The sequence below is a fragment of the Avibacterium sp. 21-595 genome, from assembly GCF_023611905.1.
In the GTDB taxonomy this organism is placed as follows: domain Bacteria; phylum Pseudomonadota; class Gammaproteobacteria; order Enterobacterales; family Pasteurellaceae; genus Avibacterium.
Genome location: NZ_CP091455.1, coordinates 230,852 through 254,467 on the forward strand (window position 1 = coordinate 230,852; position 23,616 = coordinate 254,467).

Consider the following 23,616-nt stretch of genomic DNA (forward strand, 5'->3'; position numbering starts at 1 on the left):
TCTTCGCCAGCTCCGTGAGTTACGGCAAAATATGTTGTATAAAGAATAAGTATTAACAGAAAATAGGGTTGTCAAAAATTAAAAAGGAGCCTTTATGTCTCATACACTAAGCCCCTATCAGGCATCTGGATTCAATGCTTCCGATCTCAAAACCATTCTGCATAGCAAGCGCGCCAATATGTATTACTTGGAATATTGCCGTGTGATGCAAAAAGACGGCCGCGTTCTTTATCTCACTGAAGATGAACGTGCCAATCTCTATTACAATATTCCCATTGCCAATACAACCGTTATCTTACTGGGGACAGGCACTTCTATCACACAAGCCGCTATGCGTGTGTTGGCTCAGGCTGGTGTTTTGGTCGGCTTTTGCAGCGGTGGCGGAACGCCGCTTTTTGCTGGCACGGAAATCAGCTGGCTGCCACCGCAACCGCACCAGCCATACCACAGAACTGCTTTTTATTATTGGCAACAGACGTAAATTTAATGAATTAGGCATTGTTCCTGTTAATTACACCAATCAACCCGTTATTATGGAGAAAATAACTATGTCTGCTAATCAAGCTTACGCTAACACCAAAGGACAATTACTCAGCCACCATCTTTATGCTGTAGGCTATCTCGCTGCTAAGCTAGTGGAAATGATGGGGTTAAAAAAGCCTAAATTGATTGAGGCTGCCTTTTATGCGGGATTGTTACATGATATTGGCAAACTTGACCAAAAATTTCAGAGATGGATAACGGAAAAGATTAAATCTTTAGATGAAGATAGCCGAGATGAGTTTATTATTTCTGAAGATGGTGAGCATATTGATGCCAGTCATAAAGGATTTAGTGCATTTAGTTTTGAAAAACACCCACGGCATAATGAAATATCTTGGCTTTTAACCCAAAGTCTTTTAAATACTGACGCATTAACATTGAATGACAGCCAAAAAAATCAAATTATGCATACCGTTTACTGGCATCACACACGGCCATTTCGCAAAGAAGGAAAATTATTTGAACAGCCAAGAGGCATTGAAAAAATACTGAATAAAAATCTGCCAGATGGTATCAATGCACTTTATCAGCAGACACTACAATTATTAAAAGACATTGAGGCAATTGGCGGTCAATACTTTCCCATCCATTGGCAGAAAAACTACGATTTACAGCAAATATCCTTACCGCCTTATAAAAGCTATGATGATTTGGCTGATAAGCTAGAAGAATATCGCCAAGATATTAAGATAAACGCACATAATAATTTAATCCGAACTGCGGTCATTAGTGCAGATCGGATTATTTCAGCACAAAGCGCAGAAGAACTTGCCGAATGCATTGCTGAAAATAGCTTAGACACTTTAATTGATATCGAAAGTGAGACCACATTAAAAGACCATATCCATAGTTGTTTGACTCAATTTGAACGCCGTTTTCCAAATAGCCAACGCAATCTCTCTCAAAGTGAAGCTGTTAATAAACTAATAGAAATTAAAAAGCGTGCACTATTTAACGAAGAAGATAACATCGCTGTGCTACAAGGTCCAGCTGGCTGTGGCAAAACCAAAATTGCCTTGGAGTGGGCATTGAAAACGGATGCAAAACAAATTATTTGGATTTGTCCACGTGTACAAGTATGCCTTGGCTTGGTCCATGATCTAACCCAAGCTGATTATCTTCCTAATGCCCAAATTGAGCTCTTTACTGGCGAGTACAAAAAGATTCTGACAGGTAACGGCAATATTATCGACAGTCCAGATACCCCAGAAGACAGTTACTTTAGTGGTGATATTGTTATTACAACCATTGATCAAATTGTTAATAATATTATTTCTCATAATAAAATTACTTCCATCTTTAACTTTATGAAGCAGCACATTATTTTTGATGAATTTCATGAAATAATGACACTGCCCGCATTTAATCTTCTATTTGCCGAGCTCATAGAAGCCAAAAAAGCGACTGGAACAAACAGTGATACTCTGCTTATTTCTGCGACTCCAAATTATTTTTTTATCAAAGAATTTCTTGGTATTCCTGAGCATAAAATGGTATCTATACCAAGTTTTAATCCATCACGTTATCAAATTCTTTTTGAAAGCTATGATGATGCCAATGAAGCAAATCCGCTTATTAGTAGAAAACAGGATGAAACAGAAACCTTTGTTATTACCAATACTGCTAAAGATGCACAATACGGCTTTCTTCATCATCAATGTGATGAAAATAATATCCTTTTACATTCAAAATATAGCAAAACTGATAAAGCTTATTGGTTTGATGAGACCTTTAAAAATTTTAAAGAAAATGGTTCTAAAAAATATCAAACTTTAAGAAGCGGTCCTATTGTACAAGCCTCACTGAATATCAGCTGTAATAAAATGCTGACTGAAATAACAACGGCAGAAAATTGGCTGCAACGCCTTGGTCGGTTAGATCGTTTTGGAAAAAATAACACCCCCAATCCCTATATCACTGTGATACCTAAAAGCAGTGAGAACGGTAAACAAACCAGTCAAACAGCTAAATTCTTAAACCAATTACATAGTTGGCGTAGTGCCTACTGCTGGCTAAACTACCTCAAAAACAATTTAGATGAGGGAAAAGACTATTCACTCAACGAGCTTTATGCACTGTATGCTTCTTTCTACCAAAATGAAAAGATACAATCAGAAATTGAACAAGATATAGAAAAATTATTAAAACATAGCGTGTCGCTTATTAATCAAAAGGTTTTAGATCCCATTAGCATTGCACCAAAACGTAAGCAGCCAACCGCACCGAAAATCGCAAAAAATTCACTGCGTGGTGATAATCGCTTTGTACAAATGGCAGAGTGTTTTGTTGATGAACAGCTTAACCCGCATATTTGCAATGAATACGCTTATGAAGAAGATAACGTAGAAGCAGCAATTGACGCGTCGTTGACTGAAAGCAGAGAGCGTATTGAAGGATATGGTGATAGCGGTAAGAACTTATTGGCTTTTATGCAGCAAAAACATCACAATATTAAAGGCGGTAAAAAAATTTATAAAGACTTTATCTTACTCAATCAAGCACGTTCACCAGAGTCCCCTATCTATTTAAGTTATACCCCTGATGATTTAAGGGCTATTGGGGGAGACCCTCATAGTTTAGCAATTTATTACGTCAAAACCACGAAGCAGCCTGTTGGCATCATGAATATTGACAATATAAAGTCGGCATATGAAAAATAAAATATCATTTATTAATAAGGAGATAGATAATGAAAAAAATTGAAGGCATTAAATCTGTTGATTTTAAAATTACTGCTTATGGGCATGGTGTTGTCAATTGGAACGGACCTACAACATTGAGCAACGAAGGGTGTTCTGTAGATAATCATACCTTACCTAAACTGCGCGGTTACAGCAACCTAACGGGAAGAATAAAAGATGAAACGGGATATAAATACAAAAAAGAAGCGATTGATATCGATTTTAAAGAAACACCGCTTTATATCAGCCAGAATTGTATCCGCCACCATCTTTTTCGTGAACAAGCTTATGACTTACATTTTGCCTCTGAAAAAGAGAAAGATTTGCTCCCCCTATTGGCTTCTCTTACAGGCTTAATTCGTGGTTATGTTGTACCCGCAAGCCAATGTAAGCGTACCAGTCCGCTATTGATTGAAGATTTTATTGATCAGCTGGGTAATGGCAATTTTGAGCAATTTGCCCAAGCAGGGGAGCGCGATAGTTCTTCGTTTTTTTCCAAAACCACTTTTGGCGATACCCAATATATTGCTTATGGATCGCTTAGCATCGAACAATTGGAATTTATTTCTTTAGATAAAAAATTTGACCGTTGTGCCATGGTCATTAAAGAAACTGAGGGAGAGAAAGTCGCCCAAGCCATTACCAATTTTATCAAGACGCTAAATGCTGACTCTCATCGCAACCCTCAAGCCATATTCCACCCTAACTACGTCCGTCAAGGTACCATTTATCAAGAGGGAGAAGTTGGTATTCTGTTAAATCAAGATGCAATTGCAATCTTAGTCGAGACGATACTGGAAATGATTCGTGAACTCTCTATCCGCCAAGCTAAGGGCTATATGTATGTAGATGAAATTGAAGTGGATTACAACGATAGCAATAAAATGATGCGTATCAAGCGCAGTCCTGAAGAAATCAATCCACAGCCTACATCAGCATACGCTATTTATTTTGAAGCGAAAGAGACCAAATAAGAGTATTGCTATGTTAGAAATTATGATTGACTATGAAGCCAGTTGGCGAAATTCTTTCCTTAATGGCAGTAACGATGAGTCTTTACCGAAAAAAGGCAGAGATTTTATCGCTTCAATGACTGAGTTAAAGAAAGCGGAGAATTATCATCAGCGAGAAATCACCCAAAATACCGTTTTGGGTGTGCTATGCCGCCTGATTGGCGATCAAAGAAAACTTTATCAGGCAAAGCAAAGTGGCTGCTATTATTTTCGTAGTCTTGAAGATAAAATCAGCTTTGAAGACAACATACAAACAGTCAACCAAGAAGTTGTCTATATCCGAAACATCAAGGGTAGTACTGATCAAAATGCCTTTACTGGTATGATTAAATCAAATGATCCCATCTTTCAATCGGATTATTCTCAAGCATTTTGGGGTGTGCTTGCACTTTCTGTAGAAGAGTTGTGTGAATTTATTTTAAATGATACTCAGGTTAAAGCAGAAATACCGCTTAATCCTGTGCATATCATCGGAAGGCTTGATTTACTTAAGAAAGAAAAGCCAATACCTTTTGAAGGAAAACCCCAGCAAGCAGCAGAAATATTAAAAAAGAAATTTCTAGAAGAGTATAAGTCAGTCAATACTGCAGGTAAATTGCTCATTCTTCCTTTATATTGCTCAGCTTTATATTTACAGCTTGAACGGCTGGAAAAAAAATATGATATGGCAACGGCTAAATCAGCAAGGGGCGGTATTAGCGGTATCTCTAAAAATGGTCATACGACCAAAGATTTTATGGAGAAATACACAACGGGAAATAAAAAAATTATTTACGGTAATCCCTATATAAGAAGTGAATTTAAGAAGGGTGAAGGGGAGGTTAAATACTCCCTGACCAAAGCAAGCGGGCAACTTAGCATCAAACTTGATATTGATATAGATAAAGCTCAAGAACTTAAAAGTATGATAGAGAATGCAGGTGTTAGTCCTTTTCCGTTAGGAAAAAAAGGCTTGGCATATGTGTCAGCGATACGATTTATTTAAAGGAGATAAGATGACCAAGTTTTATCAAGAGATTACCTTAATAGATAATGAAGATTACAGTATTAGAATTCTTTGGGAAAAACTGTATCAGCAGTTGCATATTGCTTTTGCTGACCTTTATAATCAGCATAAGACTAATCCTATTGGTGTAAGTTTTCCTCATTATCAATACGAGCAGAGAAATAATAAATACTTTGCGACTCTTGGCAGCAAAATCCGTCTCATTGCTCCAGATGAAGCCACTCTTGCAACCCTGAATTTAGAAAAATGGCTGGCAAGATTGACGGACTATATCCACATCAAAAAGCCAGCTGCCGGCCTATGCGGTGCCAGTTACGGTTAAACGTTACCGCTTCCGCCCAATTGAACAGCAAGCCAAAGCCCACGCAAAGCGCCACCACATCAGCTATGAAGAGGCACTGACGCATTGCAAGACTTACCGCAGAGCAGAGCTTCACCCGCCTTTTATCAGAATGAAAAGCGAGAGCAATGCACAATCTTATCCGCTTGTGATTCTACAAACACGAGCAGATAATCCCGTAAAGGGGGGGATAGTACCTATGGATTAAGCCATAAAAGCAGCACGGTACCCTCTTGGTGAGATCTTAAAAATTAAAATACCCTTTTTTAAAGGCGTTTTAATAATTTTATTAAAAACAATAGGTTATAAATAATAAACAAACGATGGGGTAAATTACAAAATTTACTATAACACATTGTTATAGCTAAATTTTCTAGATAAAATTAAGGTTATCCATCGCGTAGATGGCTTAGAAAGATTGTATTTAATGAGGTTTTTAATGTCGTTGGTTATCCATCGCGTAGATGGCTTAGAAACGAATGATTTCGACCGTAGTTTTGAAGAAGATGTTATCCATCGCGTAGATGGCTTAGAAAACCTCACGATGGATATCAGATAATTGATAAGCGTTATCCATCGCGTAGATGGCTTAGAAACATAGAACCATGACCGAGGTTGTACCCGTCCAGTTATCCATCGCGTAGATGGCTTAGAAATGCAGTGCCTTGTGGTTGCATTGCAAACCATTGTTATCCATCGCGTAGATGGCTTAGAAAGCTAATCGTTCTTCGATTAATCGAGGTAGATTGTTATCCATCGCGTAGATGGCTTAGAAAGTAAAGTACTGAATTTCTCCCACTTACGTCCATGTTATCCATCGCGTAGATGGCTTAGAAAGCTAATCGTTCTTCAATCAATCGAGGGAGATTGTTATCCATCGCGTAGATGGCTTAGAAAACAGGCTCTGATAGCGGCGCGAAATCTTGGTAGTTATCCATCGCGTAGATGGCTTAGAAATAATCGATTATCCTTAGTGGTGGAGAAAACCCGTTATCCATCGCGTAGATGGCTTAGAAAGTTGTGGGTGTGATTTTTAAGAGATACCGAGCGTTATCCATCGCGTAGATGGCTTAGAAATCGTTTTACCCCTGCCTCACGTAACTTCACTAGTTATCCATCGCGTAGATGGCTTAGAAAATTACAAATTCGAGTGATTTTTGCTTGTATCATGTTATCCATCGCGTAGATGGCTTAGAAATGGATACACGATAACGTGTTCTTTGGTTTCTAGTTATCCATCGCGTAGATGGCTTAGAAAGCTGGGTTGTTAAATTGATTGAAGTCATTCGCGTTATCCATCGCGTAGATGGCTTAGAAAATGGTATTTGAAAACCCAGAAGTCAATATCGAGTTATCCATCGCGTAGATGGCTTAGAAAAGAATGCGAATGTCTTTGTGCTTACCTTCAGCGTTATCCATCGCGTAGATGGCTTAGAAATATATGCACAAAGTGCTGTTAGAGGCGGAAGAGTTATCCATCGCGTAGATGGCTTAGAAATTATTGATTACGACTTGCAAGCATTGCCGCACGTTATCCATCGCATAGATGGCTTAGAAAAATATCAAAATAAATATAAAAAAGAGGTTTTTGTTATCCATCGCATAGATGGCTTAGAAACACGTCCACCATCTACACCACGCCCGTTATCCGTTATCCATCGCATAGATGGCTTAGAAAATCCCAGGCGTGCCTGACTGGTCGCAAATCCCGTTATCCATCGCAATGACTTTAGTACCGCGAAGTTGCGGAAGCAATCGCTGTTTGACCAGTGATGAAAAACATCATTATTGATACCACAATCATAAAGCCTACAGCAAAAAGCTGTTGATTGAGCACTGCTTCAATGGCATTACTCTGATGTTTACGTTGTTAGTTTTCGTGACTCAGTCAAGGCTGACACTCTTTAAGTGTAGCCATATGGTCTATTGTCCTGCATTTTGAAACCACTTTGATCTAACTGAATGATCTTTCTTCCATTTTTTCAAATAATTCAAATTTATTAACAAAAGAGGCACGTTTCTCAGCACTTGCTTGAGGATGGGTTAACGTCTTTTTTTACGTGTTATCCCTAACCTTTCTAAAGCAAATCAAATGGCATTTTGACTGCTGCCTAAACGCTGTACCCGTTGCCATTGATAATCATTGGGATAATCCTCAACATCCACTTTAAGAAGGTTGTTATCAATGTACAAAATATACGCGAATTTTTGCGAAAAGTGCGGGTGAAAAAGAAAATTTGTGAGAACGATCACAGGGAGTAAAATTCAATTTGCGGCAAAAATATGAAATGAGAAAAACAGGCAAATAACGCAGTGAGCCTACATTAATAAAGGTTTTTTTGCTATATTAACCCACTTTGATTTTCCATAGGGTATGCCTTTACTCCTAAAGGAGTAGAAGACAAAGAAATAAAAAGAGAAGGATATGGTTTTTGATACTTATGAAACATTGGCGTTAGCCTGTTTAGTTTTACTATTGGGGTATTTTTTAGTTAAACGTGTTCGTTTATTGAATCATTATAATATTCCTGAGCCGGTTGTAGGCGGTTTTGTAGTTGCAATCGTTTTAACAGGCGTTCATCAATTCTGGGGATTAAGTTTCAGTTTTGATACGGATTTACAACGTACAATGATGCTGACTTTCTTTACTTCTATCGGTTTGAGTGCGAATTTTTCTCGCTTAATCAAAGGCGGAATGCCGTTAGTAATGTTCCTTTTTGTTGCAGCGGGATTAATTGCATTACAAAACACGGTAGGCATTTTCAGTGCAATGGTATTAGGCTTAGATCCCGCTTATGGCTTGTTAGCCAGTTCTGTGACCTTAACCGGAGGACACGGTACGGGGGCGGCTTGGGCTGATGCGTTGGCAGCACGTTTTGGTATTCAAAGTGCGACAGAATTAGCAATGGCTTGTGCAACTTTCGGTTTAATTTTTGGTGGGGTTATCGGCGGGCCGGTGGCGAGCTTTTTACTTAAGCGTTTACACCGCAAAGAAATTCCTGAAGATGAAAATTTAGATGATGTGGAAGAGGCGTTTGAAAAACCCGTGTATCGCCGTAAAGTCAATACGCGTTCAATTATTGAAACAATTACGATGTTATCGATTTGTTTGTTTATTGGACAACAATTAGATTTATTGGCGAAAGGCACCGCATTTCAACTTCCAACTTTTGTATGGTGTTTGTTTACTGGAGTGATTGTGCGTAATTCTTTATCTCATCTGTTTAAATTTAAAGTGGCGGAAGAGGCCATTGATATTTTGGGAAGTGTCGGACTTTCGATTTTTTTAGCCATTGCATTGATGTCGCTCAAATTGTGGGAATTAGTTGGCTTAGCATTGCCAATTTTAGTGATCTTGCTTATTCAAGTGGCAGTAATGGCGTTATATGCTATTCTTGTTACTTTCCGAGTGATGGGGAAAGATTATGATGCTGTGGTACTGAGTGCGGGGCATTGTGGCTTTGGTTTAGGGGCAACGCCAACTGCTGTTGCGAATATGCAGGCGGTAACGTCTCACTATGGGCCTTCTCACAAAGCTTTTTTGATTGTGCCAATGGTGGGGGCATTTTTTATTGATATTCTTAATGCGAGTTTACTGAAGCTTTTTGTGGAAGTGGTCGCGATATTCCATTAAACAGGAGCCGATTGATATAATAAAAAATCGTTGTTAATCAAACTTAACAACGATTTTTCATATCTATCTTTTCAATTTAATCTTTTCCACCGCGTGATTGGCGCCTTTGGTCAAAATTAAATTAGCCCGTTCTCGGGTCGGTAAAATATTCTCTCGGAGGTTTTTGCCGTTGATTTCCTCCCAAATTTTACTCGCGGTGGCAATGGCTTCTTGTTCGGAAAGGCTGGCATAGTGCTTAAAGTAAGAATGAGGATTATTAAATGCACTTTGGCGGAATTTGAGAAAACGGCGAATGTACCATTCTTTTAATAAGTGTTCTTCGGCATCAACAAAAATAGAAAAATCCACAAAATCAGAAACAAAAACTTGATTTGTATTGCTATTGCCACGTTGTAGCACATTTAATCCTTCCAAAATAAGAATGTCAGGTTGATCCACATAATCAAATTGGTCAGGTACAATGTCGTAAGTTAAGTGAGAATAAATCGGTGCGCTCACATTGCGTTTACCTGATTTTATTTCTGCCAAAAAATGGATTAGGCGTTGGGTGTCATAAGAAACAGGAAAGCCTTTCTTTTGTAACAGATTGTCTTTTTTAAGTTTTTCTAAGGGATAAAGAAAGCCGTCGGTGGTGATAAGATCCACATTACGCACTTGCGGCCAGTTTGATAGGAGCGATTGCAAAATGCGTGCTGAAGTGCTTTTCCCCACCGCGACACTGCCTGCAATGCTAATAATATAAGGTACTTTCGGGGTATCCCCAGCTAAAAATCGTTTTAATACGGTTTGGCGGCGTAAATTTTCTTCAATATAGTAATTAATTAAACGTGCCAAAGGCAGATAAATGGTACTTACTTCATTTAATGAAAGATCCTCATTGAAACCTAACAAAGGCTTGAGATCTTGCTCGGTCAGTTTTAATGGAACGGATTTGCGTAATTCTGCCCATTGCTGGCGATCAAAAGAAAGAAAAGGCGTTAATTGCTCATTTAATAACGTTGAATCAGAAAAGGCCACAATGTTGTCTTCATAATTTATAGAATGATGAATAGAAATATACCCTATAAATTGGCTTCTGATTAGTAAAATTTAGAATAAATTGGCACTTTTTTTATAAATTTTGTGCATTTTGAGTGAGAAATAGCCGAACAATAAAAAAAATTAATTTTTTTTCAAAAAAACGCTTGTCAGCAATAAAAATTTCCCTATAATACGCCTCACTTGCTTACGACGCCGACTTAGCTCAGTAGGTAGAGCAACTGACTTGTAATCAGTAGGTCACCAGTTCGATTCCGGTAGTCGGCACCATAACCAAGCGTAGCCAAGTTCATTCATTTAGTGCGGAGGGATTCCCGAGCGGCCAAAGGGAGCAGACTGTAAATCTGCCGGCTCAGCCTTCGAAGGTTCGAATCCTTCTCCCTCCACCATTTTTTAGATGAATTCTGATGGGACAGATGAATTTAGGACTGCGGGCATCGTATAATGGCTATTACCTCAGCCTTCCAAGCTGATGATGCGGGTTCGATTCCCGCTGCCCGCTCCAAAGCGCTGATATAGCTCAGTTGGTAGAGCGCACCCTTGGTAAGGGTGAGGTCGGCGGTTCAAATCCGCCTATCAGCACCAGCCTTAATTTCACCTTTCTCTTATTAATAGCTTAGACTTATTCAATTGGTTAATGTGGTATTTTGAACCATCGATAACCGTGTTTATCTAGAGGGACTCTTAATGTCTAAAGAAAAATTTGAACGTACAAAACCGCACGTAAACGTGGGTACAATCGGCCACGTTGACCATGGTAAAACAACTTTAACAGCAGCGATCACAACCGTATTAGCAAAACACTACGGTGGTGCGGCACGCGCATTTGACCAAATTGATAACGCGCCAGAAGAAAAAGCGCGTGGTATCACCATCAACACCTCACACGTTGAATACGATACCCCAACTCGTCACTACGCACACGTTGACTGCCCGGGACACGCGGACTATGTAAAAAATATGATTACAGGTGCAGCGCAAATGGACGGAGCAATCTTAGTAGTAGCAGCAACAGATGGTCCAATGCCACAAACTCGTGAACACATCTTATTAGGTCGCCAAGTAGGTGTACCATACATCATCGTATTCTTAAATAAATGCGATATGGTAGATGATGAAGAATTATTAGAATTAGTTGAAATGGAAGTGCGTGAACTTCTTTCTCAATATGACTTCCCGGGTGATGATACCCCAATCGTACGTGGTTCAGCGTTAAAAGCGTTAGAAGGTGATGCACAATGGGAAGAAAAAATCCTTGAGTTAGCAAACCACTTAGATACTTACATCCCAGAGCCAGAGCGTGCGATTGACCAACCGTTCTTATTACCAATCGAAGATGTATTCTCAATCTCAGGTCGTGGTACCGTAGTAACAGGTCGTGTAGAACGTGGTATCATCCGTACAGGTGATGAAGTAGAAATCGTTGGTATCAAAGAAACTGCAAAAACAACCGTAACTGGTGTAGAAATGTTCCGTAAATTACTTGACGAAGGTCGTGCAGGGGAAAACATCGGTGCATTATTACGTGGTACAAAACGTGAAGAAATCGAACGTGGTCAAGTATTAGCGAAACCAGGTTCAATCACACCACACACAGACTTCGAATCAGAAGTTTACGTATTATCAAAAGAAGAAGGTGGTCGTCACACTCCATTCTTCAAAGGTTACCGTCCACAATTCTATTTCCGTACAACTGACGTAACAGGGACAATCGAGTTACCGGAAGGTGTGGAAATGGTAATGCCAGGCGATAACATCAAAATGACAGTAAGCTTAATTCACCCAATCGCGATGGACCAAGGTTTACGCTTTGCGATTCGTGAAGGTGGACGTACAGTAGGTGCGGGTGTTGTAGCGAAAATCATCAAATAATGATGATTGCTAGGTAACACTAGAAAAGCTAAAAGTTAAGAGAGGGCATCGAAAGATGCCCTTTTGTTTTGCTTGGATTTTGCGATGAAAAATCTGGAAAAAATGCCCGCACTTTTGTTATAAAAGAATAAATAAAGTGCGGTATAAATTTTAGGGATTTTTTCTTTTCTATATTTTATTCTCTCACGTCAAATCTATTTTAATTTGACAATGAATTACCTTCTATTGGTTTAGTGTTTCAATAAAGAGAATTGGGTTAGATACACAAAATACATTAAACAGATAATAAAAACTTAGCGAAAAAGCACCGCACTTTAGTTTTATCTATTTTCTGTTTGTAATCCTTACACCTCCAACCAAAACGTAACCGGTCCATCATTAGTTAAACTCACTTGCATATCAGCGGCGAATTTGCCGGTGGCGGTGGCAATACGTTGTTGGCTTTTTTGTATGAAGTAATCGTAAAGCTGTTCGGCTTTTTGTGGTGCTGCACCGTTGGAAAAGCTAGGGCGTAGGCCTTTTTGAGTGTCTGCGGCGAGGGTGAATTGGGAAACCACGAGCAGTTCGCCGTTTACTTGTTGGACGTTTAAATTCATTTTGCCTTGTTCATCGCTGAAAACGCGGTAGTTCAGGACTTTTTCCAATAAACGATCCGCTTTGCTTTCATCATCTTCTTTTTGCACGCCAAGCAACACTAACAAACCTTGCTGAATTTGCCCTGTGATGTTGCCATTGACTTCTACTTTAGCTTGGGCAACTCGTTGAATTAATGCGATCATTATTGTTCCTCAATTTGTTGTAATTCAATCTCACCATTTTTTAATAAACGCATATCGTCTAGCACAGCAGCCAGTTGTGCGCCGAGCAAAATGGCAATCCAGCTGAGCTGAATCCACAGTAACATAATTGGCAGGGTTGCCATTGCGCCATAAATCAGCTGATAAGAGGGGAAATTGGCGATGTACCACGCAAAGGCCTGTTTGCCTAAGGTGAAGAAAACCGCTGCGACTAACGCTCCAGCGGCAGAATGTTTAATGCTAACAGATTTATTCGGCACAATTTTATAAATTAAAGTGAAAATAAACCAAGTGAGCATAAAGGGGATAAAGCTGAGTAATTTTAAGCCGAAAGGCAAGCTCAGATCCGACTGCAAAAAATCACCGGCAAGGCTAGTAACATAGGTGCTAACCCCAATGCTGGTGGCGATAATAATCGGTCCAAGGGTTAAAATTAGCCAGTAAATGGCAAAAGAAAACACCGTTGGACGCACACTGCCATCGTGCCAAATGCTGTTTAGGGTGCGGTCAATTGAGTTGATTAGCAACAGCGCGACCACGATTAAACTGATGATCCCCACGGCGCTCATTTGTTTTGAATTAGCGACAAATTGATCAATATATTCGCCCACGGTATCGCTGGCGGAGGGGGCAAAATTGGTAAAAATAAATTCTTTCAGCTCGCCTGTTACTTCATTAAACACAGGGAAAGCTGAGAAAATGGAAAAAATCACCATAATCAGCGGAACAAGTGCCAGCATTGTGCTGTAAGTGAGATAGCCCGCCGCTTGGGTGAGTTTATTTTGATTGAAACGCAACCAAAATACGTTGAGAAAAAGGCTTAGTTTTCGCCATAAAACTGACATAGCATGACTCCACAACAATGTTTAAACTTCTTCCCTGAACCGCAAATACAAGGCTGCTTCATGGCAGGCAGGGTAACAGTAGGATCGGCAAAATACCAGCGTTCCCCCACGTTTACAAATAAAGATTTTTCGTGATGAATTTGCTCGCCCTCAGCGCTTAAAAATTTCGCCTTAAATTCCACCGCACTATGGGTTTTATCTAATTTAGCATCGTGTTTTAGCACCTCTAAGCCCAGCCACTGGGTTTGCGCCGCCCATTGTTTTAAGGCATCATAATCTAACAGTGTTTGCTGGCTTGGTACGGTGGTTTCCACAATATAATCAATCTGTTGCAGAACAAAAGCGGCATAACGTGAACGCATTAGTTGCTCGGCATTTTGTGCCATTTTGCGCTGTTGATGTAATGGTTGGCAACAATCTTGATATGTGTTACCCGATTGGCAAGGACAAAGTGCGGTGCTTTTTTCGTTCATTTTTCAACAATAATTCTTCAAAAATTTAGCAAATTAGCCTAAGCATACCACATCAATTTAATGATTTCATTTGCCAAAAATAAAAACGACAGATCCAGAAAATTGGTGATAATTTTTGACCGCACTTTATTTTTTTTTTATTATGCCCCCACATTTTGATCGATTTTAGAGGCTTATATGCAATATTCATTAGCACAAACAGAACAAGGCGAGGTTTTAGGTTTAACCGCTAAAATGGCAAACCGCCACGGTTTAATCGCGGGCGCAACTGGAACGGGAAAAACGGTTACCTTGCGTAAAATGGCAGAAGCATTCAGCGATGACGGTGTGCCAGTGTTTTTGGTGGATGTCAAAGGCGATTTATCGGGCTTAGTTAAAGCGGGGGAATTTCAGGGCAAAGTGGCAGAACGAATTGCGCAATTCCATTTAGGTGGGGAAAGCTATTTGCAAGGCTATCCCGTTTCTTTCTGGGACGTATTTGGTGAAACAGGTATTCCATTGCGTACTACCATTTCAGAAATGGGACCATTGTTACTTTCTCGTTTACTCAATCTTAACGCCACGCAAGAAGGCTTACTCAATTTGGTATTCCGTGTGGCAGATGATAAAGGGTTGTTACTTATTGATCTAAAAGATTTACGCGCAATGCTCAAATATGTGGCAGAAAATGCAAAAACCTTCCAAGTGGAATATGGCAATGTTTCAGCCGCTAGCGTAGGGGCAATTCAGCGTGCCTTACTCACATTAGAGAATGAAGGGGCAACTAACCTTTTTGGTGAACCCGCATTAAATCTTGATGATTGGCTACAAACCCGTGATGGGCGTGGTGTGATTAATGTATTGAATTCAGAAAAATTAATTAACTCCCCTCGTATGTACAGCGCCTTTTTACTTTGGCTGATGGCAGAATTATTTGAGCAATTGCCTGAAGTGGGCGATCCAGAGAAACCGAAATTTGTAATGTTCTTTGATGAAGCCCATTTATTATTTGATGGCGCGCCAGCCGTATTGGTGGATAAAGTGGAGCAAGTGGTGCGTCTCATTCGTTCTAAAGGGGTAGGGATTTATTTTGTTACACAAAATCCATTAGATTTACCCGATACCGTGCTAGGACAGTTAGGGAACCGTGTACAACACGCCTTGCGCGCCTTTACGCCTCGCGATCAAAAAGCCGTTAAATCTGCGGCTGAAACCTTCCGCACAAATCCAAATGTGAATGTGGTAGAAACGATTTCTACCCTCGGTGTTGGGCAAGCATTAGTGTCTTTCCTTGATGAGAAAGGAATGCCAACCCCCGTGGAAGTGGCGTATATTTATCCACCGAAAAGCCAGCTTAAACCGATTTCTCTTGAACAGCGTAGCCAATGGGTGAAAGACGATGATCTTTATCCTTATTACCATAATTATGTGGATAATATTTCGGCTTTTGAAATGTTGCAAGAGCAAGCTGATCTTGCCGCTGTTGCACAAAAACAAGCAGAACAAGCGCAAGAGGAAGAAGAAAATGGCTTTATGGGCAGCTTAAGCAGAATGTTGTTTGGTAAGAAAAAACGTGGCGAGCAACTGAGCGTGACGGAACAAGTGGTTAGTGGCGTGGCTAAATCCGTAGGACGCAACATTCGTAACCAAATCACCAAGCAAATTATGCGCGGGATTTTAGGCGCGTTAAAGAAATAATATTTTAAATTGCATAGCGAAAGGCTTAAAACCAATGATAAGGTTTTAAGCCTTTTTTATTGCATTTTTCTATTTTAGTTGATGGTAACAGGGGATTTATTTTTGTACCACTGCGTGATAATGCAAGCTATCAATGGCTTGAATCAGCATTTCATCACTGACGTTCTCCTCTGCAACCACATTCACTGAGCGTGAGTTAAAATTCGCTTTGGTGGATTGTACGCCATCAATATTACGTAATACTTTATTGACTAAATAGACACAAAGCTGGCAATTCATTTCTTCAATATGCAATGTCACCTTTCGTTCTGCGCCAAGACTTGATAGTGAAAAACTAAGTGCGGTTAAAAAAAGTAATATTTTTTTCATTCTAAATAATCCAAAAAATAAGGTAAAACATAAGGATAGGTTAAGAAAAAGAGAATAATCAGCGCCATTAACCAATATAAAATTTGTAACATACGGCGTGATAAATATTTGCTACAAATGATTTTCCCTGAGAAATTCAATAGCCAAAAGCCATAACCAAAGGCAAAGAGAGAAATCACAAGCATTGGAATTTGTAAAAAGGCAAGCTGATTTAAGCTCACCAACCAAGTACTGGAAATGCCGAAGAATAAATAAAATAACGGAGCAATGCAGCATAGTGTTGATGCCACCGCAGCACTCACTGCGGTGGTACATATCGCCCAAAATTTGGTATTAGCGTTTTTCGGATTAACGTTGTTGTGAGATAAATTCATAACCAAATTCTTTTGCATCAAATGAATTTAATGGATCGCCACCCACTTCGGCATAAGGATAGCCAAAATTGTTGATTGGTGCGAGTTCTGGCGTTGGGTAAAGAGTGAAATCCCGTGCGTGATTAAAGCCCATCCAATTCCCCTCCCAATTTCCAAATAAATAATCTGAAACGGCTTGGGTATTTGTATCCGCCACGTCTTTTTTCTCTGTTAGGCGATATTTTGCTACGTCGGCTGAATCAACAGGCACCCAACCAAAGCCGGCAAGGTAAAATTCTGCACGGCAATGTTGCCCACCGTTTTCATTGGCAATGTTATTTTTGGCACTGCCAAACGCAGACTGAGAATATTTCCCCATTTTCACGGCTTCACCTAAACGGATACCAAACACTTCACGAGCAGGAATGCCAGAAGCACGGGCTAAGGCAACAAATACAGAATTAATATCTGTGCATTTTCCTTTTAATACACCAGTGGTTAAGATTTTTTCTACATCGCCGTCACCGCAGCCTAACACCGAATTATCTCGCTCCATATTCGCCACGATCCACTGATGAATGCGTTCTGCTTTTTTGAGCGGATTGGTTTCATTGCCTACAATTTTATCGGCATATTCTTTTACGATTCCGTCAATTTTAATATGTTTTGTTGGCTGTAAATAAGGTTGCACATCAACGCCATATTCTATGTTTTGTGGGGCTTGATAGTCTTTCAGTAACCCTTGTTTCTTTGGTTCACGATCTTGCGTTTCCACCACCAAGGTAATTGTTAAATCACGTTTTTGGGCATCTGGCGCCCAACTGGCGAATAAGGTACTTGCACTATATTGATTATTTTCGGTGATGTACGCTTGTTGATAATTGCCGTCAAATGTAATGGATTTTACTTTTTGATAATCGTTGCTAAAAGGCAGTGGCACCCATAAATTGGTGGTGCCTGATGAGCCTTTGGGAACTTGCAACGCATAGGTTTGGGTGAACTCATAAGTATGCGTAGTGGTATTGGGGGTTGGCATCGTTGTGGCATTTGCCAACGTAGCCGCCGCGAAAAGTGCGGTAGTAAAAATCGTTTTTTTCATAAAAAACTCCTGTTTACAAAAGGGATTGCAAGGTTATGCCATTCGCGATTAAAAATGGGCTACCTTATAGGAATTAGGCGAGAGGAAACGCATTGCGTTAAAGAATTGCCAAATTTCTAACCTTCCTTAAATCCTTAAGAGAAATTGAAAACGGCAAGAATGGTATAACGATGAAAACCAGAATTGAAAACAGTTTGATCATTTCCTATACACAATACTTGCGATATAGCTGTTCAACGAACAAAGGGATTTTACGATCTATGGCTGAAATTGCAATCTTTTATTGAGTACGGAGGGACAAGAACCAGATAAGAAAGCCTGAAATTCATCATAATTATGATACGTCATTTAAGAAAGTGCGGTAAAAAATGGGTAAAAATTCACCGCACTTTATTTTTTAATTAAACTAATAATGCGGCGGCTTTCACCACAATATCAATGGCGTTTTGTTCCGTTTGGTGAATGGTTTCCTCGTTTGGAATTTCTTGCTGGGTACGGTTTACAATAGCGCCTGCCACCATTCCCGCACGCAACCCTAAGGCTGAACACATTGTAAATAAGGTTGCACTTTCCATTTCATAGTTCATCACATTGAGTTCTTGCCATTGTTTTAACGAACCTTGATAGTGGCGGTAAATTTTGCCCGTGTAAGTGTCGTAGCGTTCTTGCCCCGGGTAGAACGTATCGGATGACGCGGTGATACCGATATGCACTTTGGCGTTCTGATTTTCTAATGCAGCTTTGTGAAGCATTGAGGTGCAAGTAAAGTCGGCTACGGCAGGATATTCCAATGGAGCAAAATGACGGCTTGCACCATCTAAGCGCACCGCGCCGGTGGTGATCAAAATATCACCTACATTAATATGCGGTTGGATCGCCCCTGTTGTGCCAATGCGTAAGAAAGTACGCACGCCTAATTGCGCTAACTCTTCCACAGCAATGGAAACAGAAGGGCCGCCAATTCCTGTGGAACACACTACCACCGCTTTACCATTAAGATAGCCAAGCCACGAAGTAAACTCCCTTGTTGCCGCTAAAAATTTTGGATTTTCCAATAAACGAGCAATCCGCTCAACGCGTTCTGGCGCGCCCGGAACAATGGCAAGTTTCGCCCCATCTAGCATTGTTTTGGTTAAACCTAAGTGAAAAACATCAGACATAATGACTCCTATTTTTGTTATAAATGAATAAGTTATGGAGTAATATCACGCAAAATCGGGTTTTGCATTGAAATTAAGGTTTCGGTAGATTGAATTTCATCAATCAACTGAATTTTGGTTGCTAGCACGGAATGAAGCTCCGCAATGGTGTGGGTCATCACCTTAATAAAAATAGAATAATTCCCCGTGGTGTAATAAGCCTCCACCACTTCTTCAAATTTTTCTAATTTCTCAATGACTTTATCGTAATCTTTCGCACTTTTAAGAATAATGCCAATGAAGCAGCATACATCATAGCCTAATTTACGTTGATCAATACGGATTTTCGTCCCTTGAATAATGCCCGCCTGACGCATTTTTTCGACACGAACGTGAATTGTTCCGGGGCTTACCCCAAAATTTTTTGCCATTTCTGCATACGGCGTACGCGCATCTTTGATTAACACACGGAGGATTTGTTTATCTAAGTTATCAATATTGTGCATTTTCTTTTCCCAAAATTAAATTTAATTTAAAATTATAGCTATTTTTTTATGGAAAAACCATTTTCAATCTTATTTTTGTTTATAGGTATTGAATTTTGATCCCGTATCATTAAATAATATGCAACGAAAATCAAAACCAATAATAAATAAGGTTCATACAATGGAAAAATCATTTATTTTACAACAACAAGAAATTAGCTTTGCTAAAAACACCTTTACCCAAAAACTTTTGGAACATTTAGGGCTTGTAGAAGTTCAAGGTCCTATCCTAAGCCAAGTTGGCAATGGTATTCAAGATAATCTTTCAGGTACAGAAAAAGCAGTTCAAGTAAATGTGAAGCAGATCACAGATGCCACCTTTGAAGTCGTTCATTCTTTAGCCAAATGGAAACGCCATACCCTTGCGCGTTTCGGTTTTGCCGAAGGTGAAGGGTTATTTGTACATATGAAAGCATTACGTCCAGATGAAGATAGCCTCGATCAAACTCACTCTGTCTATGTGGATCAATGGGATTGGGAAAAAGTGATCCCCGCAGGTCGTCGCAACCTTGCTTATTTAAAAGAAACCGTGCGTTCTATTTATCAAGCGATATTAGAAACAGAAGCCGCAGTGAGTGAAAAATTTGGTTTAACCCGTTTTTTACCACAGGACATTACCTTTATTCATAGTGAAGATTTAGTTCAACGCTATCCGGGAATGAATGATAAAGAGCGTGAAAATGCTATTTGTAAAGAATACGGCGCTGTGTTCTTAATTGGAATTGGCGGTGAATTATCCGACGGCAAACCACACGACAAACGCGCCCCAGACTATGATGACTGGACAACGATTTCTGAAGGTGAATACAAAGGCTTAAATGGTGATATTTTAGTATGGAATCCAACACTAGAGCGCGCATTTGAGGTGTCATCAATGGGAATCCGCGTAGATGAAACGGCTTTACGCAAACAACTTGCCATTACAGGTGATGAAGATCGCTTAAAATTTGATTGGCATCAAGATCTTGTTAATGGCAAATTACCTCTTTCAATTGGTGGCGGAATTGGGCAATCTCGCCTAGCAATGTTGTTGCTACATAAAAAACACATTGGTGAAGTGCAATCTAGCGTGTGGCCAAAATCAGTAATGGAAGAATTTAAAAATATTCTTTAATAGGTTACAAGTGAAGAAAACATCTAGGTTTTTTAAATTGTCGTTAAAAACTTAGGGGTATTAAATCTAAGGACTTGGGTCTGTGCTGTACCAAGTCCTTTTAATTTTACTTGAATACATCTGGGTATAGTAATGAATATAGTGGCGTAATGACCAACGTATTAGTAAAAAGTATTATCTTATACCATAGGTTTTAGGCTATTTTGGGCAATCAGTGCGTGAAAAATACAATTTTTGCTTAAGTATATTATTTTAGCTAGGTCAAACACTTTATAAAAAACCACCGCACTTAATTATACGGTGGTTTTTGGCAATTAAGCATTCAAAATTTTCTGAATTTCCGCCATACTTAAATGATATTCGTGTGGGCAGCTACGCCAAACTTCAAGCATTTTAATGTATTTGTCCCACATTGGCGTTTGTGAATCACAGCCGTGTTCGCATTGCATAAATTCTGCGTATTTCCCTTCTGTGGTGGTGATAAAACGTAAGTAGTGAAGATATTTTTTCTCACGCACAGCACAATAACCCGCAAATTGTAAGCGGTGTGGGGTTACGGTGGTTGTGTCGCCTAAGTTGTTATAAGAAACGTGTAAAGCGTGATACATTTCAAGCGTATCTCGAACAGTTTGGCATTCTTGTTCTGAAAGATTAGAAAATTCTTTATCTAATTCTTTCAATTCTAGTCCAAATCCCCCTTTTACAATCGTTTCTAAACGGGCATATTTCGCGGCGTTATTTGGATCTAATAAGCCCATTAATTTATATTGATTAGCTAAAATTAAGCGCTGAGTTGAGGTCATTTCCATAGTATTTATTCCTATCATTAATCAATTTCTTTAAGTTCATCTTGTGAAAGGGTATTGCCTTTGGTTTCCACATTGCCGTCTTTAACGTGATATTCTAAGTTTTGAAAATAGGCTTCGCGGAAAGTAACATAAGGATCTTGCGATTGCTCTAATAATGCGTCTTTATCAAGCATTTTTGCGCGACTATCAATACCTTGAATACCCCATTTTAATAATCCCCAAGGACCTAGTAAAGACAGCATTGGGTAAGTGGTATCCACTAAATTACCTAGATCTTGACGAGGAGTTGCCGGTCCGTACATCGGCAACATTACATAAGTACCTGTTTCGACACCATAAGCCCCTAAGGTATCACCAAAACGGCGTTTTTCTTCTACGCGTAATGGCGGGCTGGCACTTGCCCAGTCAATTAAACCGCCTAGACCGAAAATACTGTTGATCCAGAAGCGATTGAAATGCACCATTGCTTTTTTAAATTCACCTTGCAATAAGCGGTTTACAAAACTGGCTGGTTCATCAAGGTTATTCGCAACATTGATAATTCCTGTTTTAATAGGCTGTGGCACGTAATTTTTCCAACCTTTGGCAACTGGTTTCAGCACATAGGGATCGGCAACCTTATAGTTGAAATCCCACATTGCTCGGTTAAATCCTTCCAATGGATCTTTACGTTCTCCCGTTTGTGGATCGATTGTGGCACAGCCTGTGAGTAAAGCTGAACCAAGTACGAGTGAGACGACGAAAACGGATTTTTTCATAATATGCCCTGTGACTAAAAAATAAGATACATTGTAAACAACTTGGTGAAAATCTACAAAATAAATCAGAGAAAAATAAATTGCTTGCATTACAATGATTATTTATGCAATATTAATGAATAAATATATTTCTTATTCCTTGCGAATTTGCTTGAATATCGTGCTATTGTCTTTTAGAATTAGCCCGTTTAGCCTGTGAGCTAACCACCAATGCAATTTAGTGCAACTGCAAAATAAAAGTGCGGTGTTTTTTCGCTAAATTTCGGTTAATGAGCATTTGCAAGTGTTCACCTACAATTAAGGAGTTTTTTATGTCTAGTCCAGCAATTTTAGTATTGGCTGACGGCAGCGTTTTCCACGGCACATCTATTGGGGTGTCTGGCTCAACAACGGGAGAAGTGGTTTTTAATACCGCTATCACGGGTTATCAAGAAATTCTCACCGATCCTTCCTATTTTCAACAAATGGTTACCCTTACCTATCCCCATATTGGCAATACTGGCACCAATAATGAAGATCAAGAAAGCAATAAAGTCTATGCTAGTGGATTAATCATTCGTGATTTGCCTTTGTTACACAGTAATTTCCGTGCCAATCAAAGCCTTACCGATTACCTAAAAGCAAATAATGTGGTCGCCATTGCCGATATTGACACGCGTCGTCTTACCCGTCTTTTACGAGATAAAGGGGCGATGGCTGGCTGTATTATGGCAGGGGAGATCGATGAACAAAACGCCCTCGCGCTTGCACAAGGTTTCGGTTCTATGGCTGGCAAAGATCTTGCTCAACAGGTAACTTGCCAAGCGCCTTATGAATGGACACAGGGAGAGTGGGCGTTAGGTAAAGGTTATCATTCACAGCCTGAACAGGAATATCATATTGTTGCTTATGATTTTGGCGTGAAGCACAATATTTTACGAATGCTTGCTGAACGCGGCTGTAAAATTACCGTTGTACCCGCTCACACAACCGCAGAACAAGTGTTAGCTTATCAGCCTGATGGCATTTTCTTATCCAACGGCCCGGGCGATCCTGAACCTTGCGATTATGCGATTCAAAATATTCAAACCTTATTGGCAAGCAAAAAGCCGATTTTTGGAATTTGCTTAGGACATCAATTATTAGGGCTTGCCGTAGGGGGTAAAACCAAAAAAATGCCATTCGGTCATCACGGTGCAAACCACCCTGTGCAAGATTTAGCGACACAAAAAGTTTTTATTACTAGCCAAAATCACGGCTTTGAAGTGGACGAACACAGCTTGCCAAAAAATGTGAAAATTACCCACCGCTCTTTATTTGATAATTCGGTGCAAGGCATTGAGCTAACGGACCAAGTGGCATTTTCTTTCCAAGGCCACCCTGAAGCTAGCCCCGGTCCAAATGATGTGGCGTATTTGTTTGATAAGTTTGTGGCTGCATTGGAACAAAGTAAATAGAAATAACCTCATAGTAACTAAAGTTACACCAACACTCCATAAACAACGTTAAAAAAGATTATAAGAGAAACCAAA

The 23,616-nt window shown here is 39.7% G+C and carries 20 protein-coding genes, 4 tRNA genes, 1 pseudogene and 1 CRISPR repeat array; of the genes and pseudogenes, 14 read left to right on the plus strand and 11 right to left on the minus strand.

Annotated elements, in window-relative coordinates:
• Window positions 1-94 precede the first annotated feature (94 nt).
• The 6 genes and pseudogenes from cas1f to gltS all read left to right on the plus strand — a co-directional run bounded on the left by cas1f (window position 95) and on the right by gltS (window position 9,217).
• On the plus strand, window positions 95-481 hold the full coding sequence (gene cas1f / locus L4F92_RS01000; protein WP_265748354.1) for a type I-F CRISPR-associated endonuclease Cas1f: 387 nt from the start codon (window positions 95-97) through the stop codon (window positions 479-481).
• Window positions 482-548: 67 nt separating this feature from the next.
• Window positions 549-3,203 carry a CRISPR-associated helicase Cas3' gene (cas3, locus tag L4F92_RS01005; protein WP_250363891.1) on the plus strand — a complete coding sequence of 885 codons (2,655 nt, stop codon included), beginning with the start codon at window positions 549-551 and terminating at the stop codon, window positions 3,201-3,203.
• A gap of 29 nt (window positions 3,204-3,232) precedes the next feature.
• The gene (gene cas7fv / locus L4F92_RS01010) at window positions 3,233-4,198 is read left to right on the plus strand and encodes a type I-Fv CRISPR-associated protein Cas7fv (RefSeq protein ID WP_250363892.1); all 966 of its coding nucleotides are present in this window, start codon (window positions 3,233-3,235) and stop codon (window positions 4,196-4,198) included.
• Between the two features lie 10 nt (window positions 4,199-4,208).
• Window positions 4,209-5,222 (plus strand): type I-Fv CRISPR-associated protein Cas5fv, encoded by a 1,014-nt coding sequence (cas5fv, locus tag L4F92_RS01015; protein WP_250363893.1) that lies wholly within the window; start codon window positions 4,209-4,211, stop codon window positions 5,220-5,222.
• Between the two features lie 10 nt (window positions 5,223-5,232).
• A pseudogene (cas6f, locus tag L4F92_RS11085) lies at window positions 5,233-5,791 on the plus strand (type I-F CRISPR-associated endoribonuclease Cas6/Csy4).
• Window positions 5,792-5,971: 180 nt separating this feature from the next.
• Window positions 5,972-7,261: direct repeats of the CRISPR family, unit length 28 nt; unit sequence GTTATCCATCGCGTAGATGGCTTAGAAA.
• 747 nt (window positions 7,262-8,008) lie between these two features.
• On the plus strand, window positions 8,009-9,217 hold the full coding sequence (gene gltS, locus L4F92_RS01025; protein ID WP_250363894.1) for a sodium/glutamate symporter: 1,209 nt from the start codon (window positions 8,009-8,011) through the stop codon (window positions 9,215-9,217).
• A gap of 63 nt (window positions 9,218-9,280) precedes the next feature.
• On the opposite strand, the gene coaA is transcribed toward gltS, so the two are convergent.
• Entirely contained in the window at window positions 9,281-10,234 is a 954-nt protein-coding gene (gene coaA / locus L4F92_RS01030) for a type I pantothenate kinase (protein ID WP_250351361.1), read from the minus strand.
• Window positions 10,235-10,449: 215 nt separating this feature from the next.
• On the opposite strand from coaA, the gene L4F92_RS01035 reads away from it, so the two are divergent.
• From L4F92_RS01035 to tuf, 5 genes are all read left to right on the plus strand, one after another.
• A tRNA-Thr gene (locus L4F92_RS01035) sits at window positions 10,450-10,525 on the plus strand.
• 34 nt (window positions 10,526-10,559) lie between these two features.
• A tRNA-Tyr gene (locus L4F92_RS01040) sits at window positions 10,560-10,644 on the plus strand.
• Window positions 10,645-10,685: 41 nt separating this feature from the next.
• Window positions 10,686-10,760: transfer RNA gene (locus tag L4F92_RS01045), tRNA-Gly, on the plus strand.
• A gap of 4 nt (window positions 10,761-10,764) precedes the next feature.
• A tRNA-Thr gene (locus L4F92_RS01050) sits at window positions 10,765-10,840 on the plus strand.
• 102 nt (window positions 10,841-10,942) lie between these two features.
• On the plus strand, window positions 10,943-12,127 hold the full coding sequence (tuf, locus tag L4F92_RS01055) for an elongation factor Tu (protein ID WP_046097610.1): 1,185 nt from the start codon (window positions 10,943-10,945) through the stop codon (window positions 12,125-12,127).
• 344 nt (window positions 12,128-12,471) lie between these two features.
• Here the strand turns inward: tuf and dtd are convergent, their stop codons facing one another.
• Genes dtd through L4F92_RS01070 form a run of 3 tightly spaced genes read right to left on the minus strand, consistent with a single transcriptional unit; the run spans window position 12,472 to window position 14,242 of the window.
• On the minus strand, window positions 12,472-12,906 hold the full coding sequence (gene dtd, locus L4F92_RS01060; protein ID WP_250363895.1) for a D-aminoacyl-tRNA deacylase: 435 nt from the start codon (window positions 12,904-12,906) through the stop codon (window positions 12,472-12,474).
• Complete coding sequence (locus L4F92_RS01065; RefSeq protein ID WP_250363896.1) at window positions 12,906-13,769, minus strand: virulence factor BrkB family protein; 864 nt, start codon at window positions 13,767-13,769, stop codon at window positions 12,906-12,908. The genes dtd and L4F92_RS01065 overlap by 1 nt, the downstream gene beginning before the upstream one ends.
• Window positions 13,745-14,242 (minus strand): YchJ family protein, encoded by a 498-nt coding sequence (locus L4F92_RS01070; RefSeq protein WP_250363897.1) that lies wholly within the window; start codon window positions 14,240-14,242, stop codon window positions 13,745-13,747. Before L4F92_RS01070 ends, L4F92_RS01065 begins: the two co-directional genes overlap by 25 nt.
• Window positions 14,243-14,419: 177 nt before the next feature.
• Between L4F92_RS01070 and L4F92_RS01075 the strand changes: the two genes are divergently transcribed.
• Window positions 14,420-15,919: a helicase HerA-like C-terminal domain-containing protein gene (locus L4F92_RS01075; protein ID WP_250351365.1), complete on the plus strand. Its 1,500-nt coding sequence runs from the start codon at window positions 14,420-14,422 to the stop codon at window positions 15,917-15,919.
• 96 nt (window positions 15,920-16,015) lie between these two features.
• On the opposite strand, the gene L4F92_RS01080 is transcribed toward L4F92_RS01075, so the two are convergent.
• From L4F92_RS01080 to asnC, 5 genes are all read right to left on the minus strand, one after another.
• Complete coding sequence (locus tag L4F92_RS01080; protein WP_250351366.1) at window positions 16,016-16,288, minus strand: heavy-metal-associated domain-containing protein; 273 nt, start codon at window positions 16,286-16,288, stop codon at window positions 16,016-16,018.
• The gene (locus L4F92_RS01085; RefSeq protein WP_250363898.1) at window positions 16,285-16,662 is read right to left on the minus strand and encodes a mercuric transporter MerT family protein; all 378 of its coding nucleotides are present in this window, start codon (window positions 16,660-16,662) and stop codon (window positions 16,285-16,287) included. Before L4F92_RS01085 ends, L4F92_RS01080 begins: the two co-directional genes overlap by 4 nt.
• The gene (locus L4F92_RS01090; protein WP_250363899.1) at window positions 16,637-17,740 is read right to left on the minus strand and encodes a transglutaminase-like domain-containing protein; all 1,104 of its coding nucleotides are present in this window, start codon (window positions 17,738-17,740) and stop codon (window positions 16,637-16,639) included. Before L4F92_RS01090 ends, L4F92_RS01085 begins: the two co-directional genes overlap by 26 nt.
• Before the next feature lie 401 nt (window positions 17,741-18,141).
• Entirely contained in the window at window positions 18,142-18,900 is a 759-nt protein-coding gene (gene udp, locus L4F92_RS01095; RefSeq protein WP_250363900.1) for a uridine phosphorylase, read from the minus strand.
• 32 nt (window positions 18,901-18,932) lie between these two features.
• Window positions 18,933-19,385 carry a transcriptional regulator AsnC gene (gene asnC / locus L4F92_RS01100; protein ID WP_250351369.1) on the minus strand — a complete coding sequence of 151 codons (453 nt, stop codon included), beginning with the start codon at window positions 19,383-19,385 and terminating at the stop codon, window positions 18,933-18,935.
• Between the two features lie 160 nt (window positions 19,386-19,545).
• Here asnC and asnA point away from each other — a divergent pair, with 160 nt between their 5' ends.
• Window positions 19,546-20,538, plus strand: a complete 993-nt coding sequence (gene asnA, locus L4F92_RS01105; RefSeq protein WP_250351370.1) for an aspartate--ammonia ligase — start codon at window positions 19,546-19,548, stop codon at window positions 20,536-20,538.
• Between the two features lie 314 nt (window positions 20,539-20,852).
• On the opposite strand, the gene L4F92_RS01110 is transcribed toward asnA, so the two are convergent.
• Both L4F92_RS01110 and L4F92_RS01115 read right to left on the minus strand, forming a co-directional pair.
• Entirely contained in the window at window positions 20,853-21,347 is a 495-nt protein-coding gene (locus L4F92_RS01110) for a YfbU family protein (RefSeq protein ID WP_250363901.1), read from the minus strand.
• 17 nt (window positions 21,348-21,364) lie between these two features.
• Entirely contained in the window at window positions 21,365-22,105 is a 741-nt protein-coding gene (locus L4F92_RS01115) for an MlaA family lipoprotein (RefSeq protein WP_250351372.1), read from the minus strand.
• Window positions 22,106-22,416: 311 nt separating this feature from the next.
• Here L4F92_RS01115 and carA point away from each other — a divergent pair, with 311 nt between their 5' ends.
• Entirely contained in the window at window positions 22,417-23,541 is a 1,125-nt protein-coding gene (gene carA, locus L4F92_RS01120) for a glutamine-hydrolyzing carbamoyl-phosphate synthase small subunit (RefSeq protein WP_250363902.1), read from the plus strand.
• The last annotated feature ends 75 nt before the right edge of the window (window positions 23,542-23,616 follow it).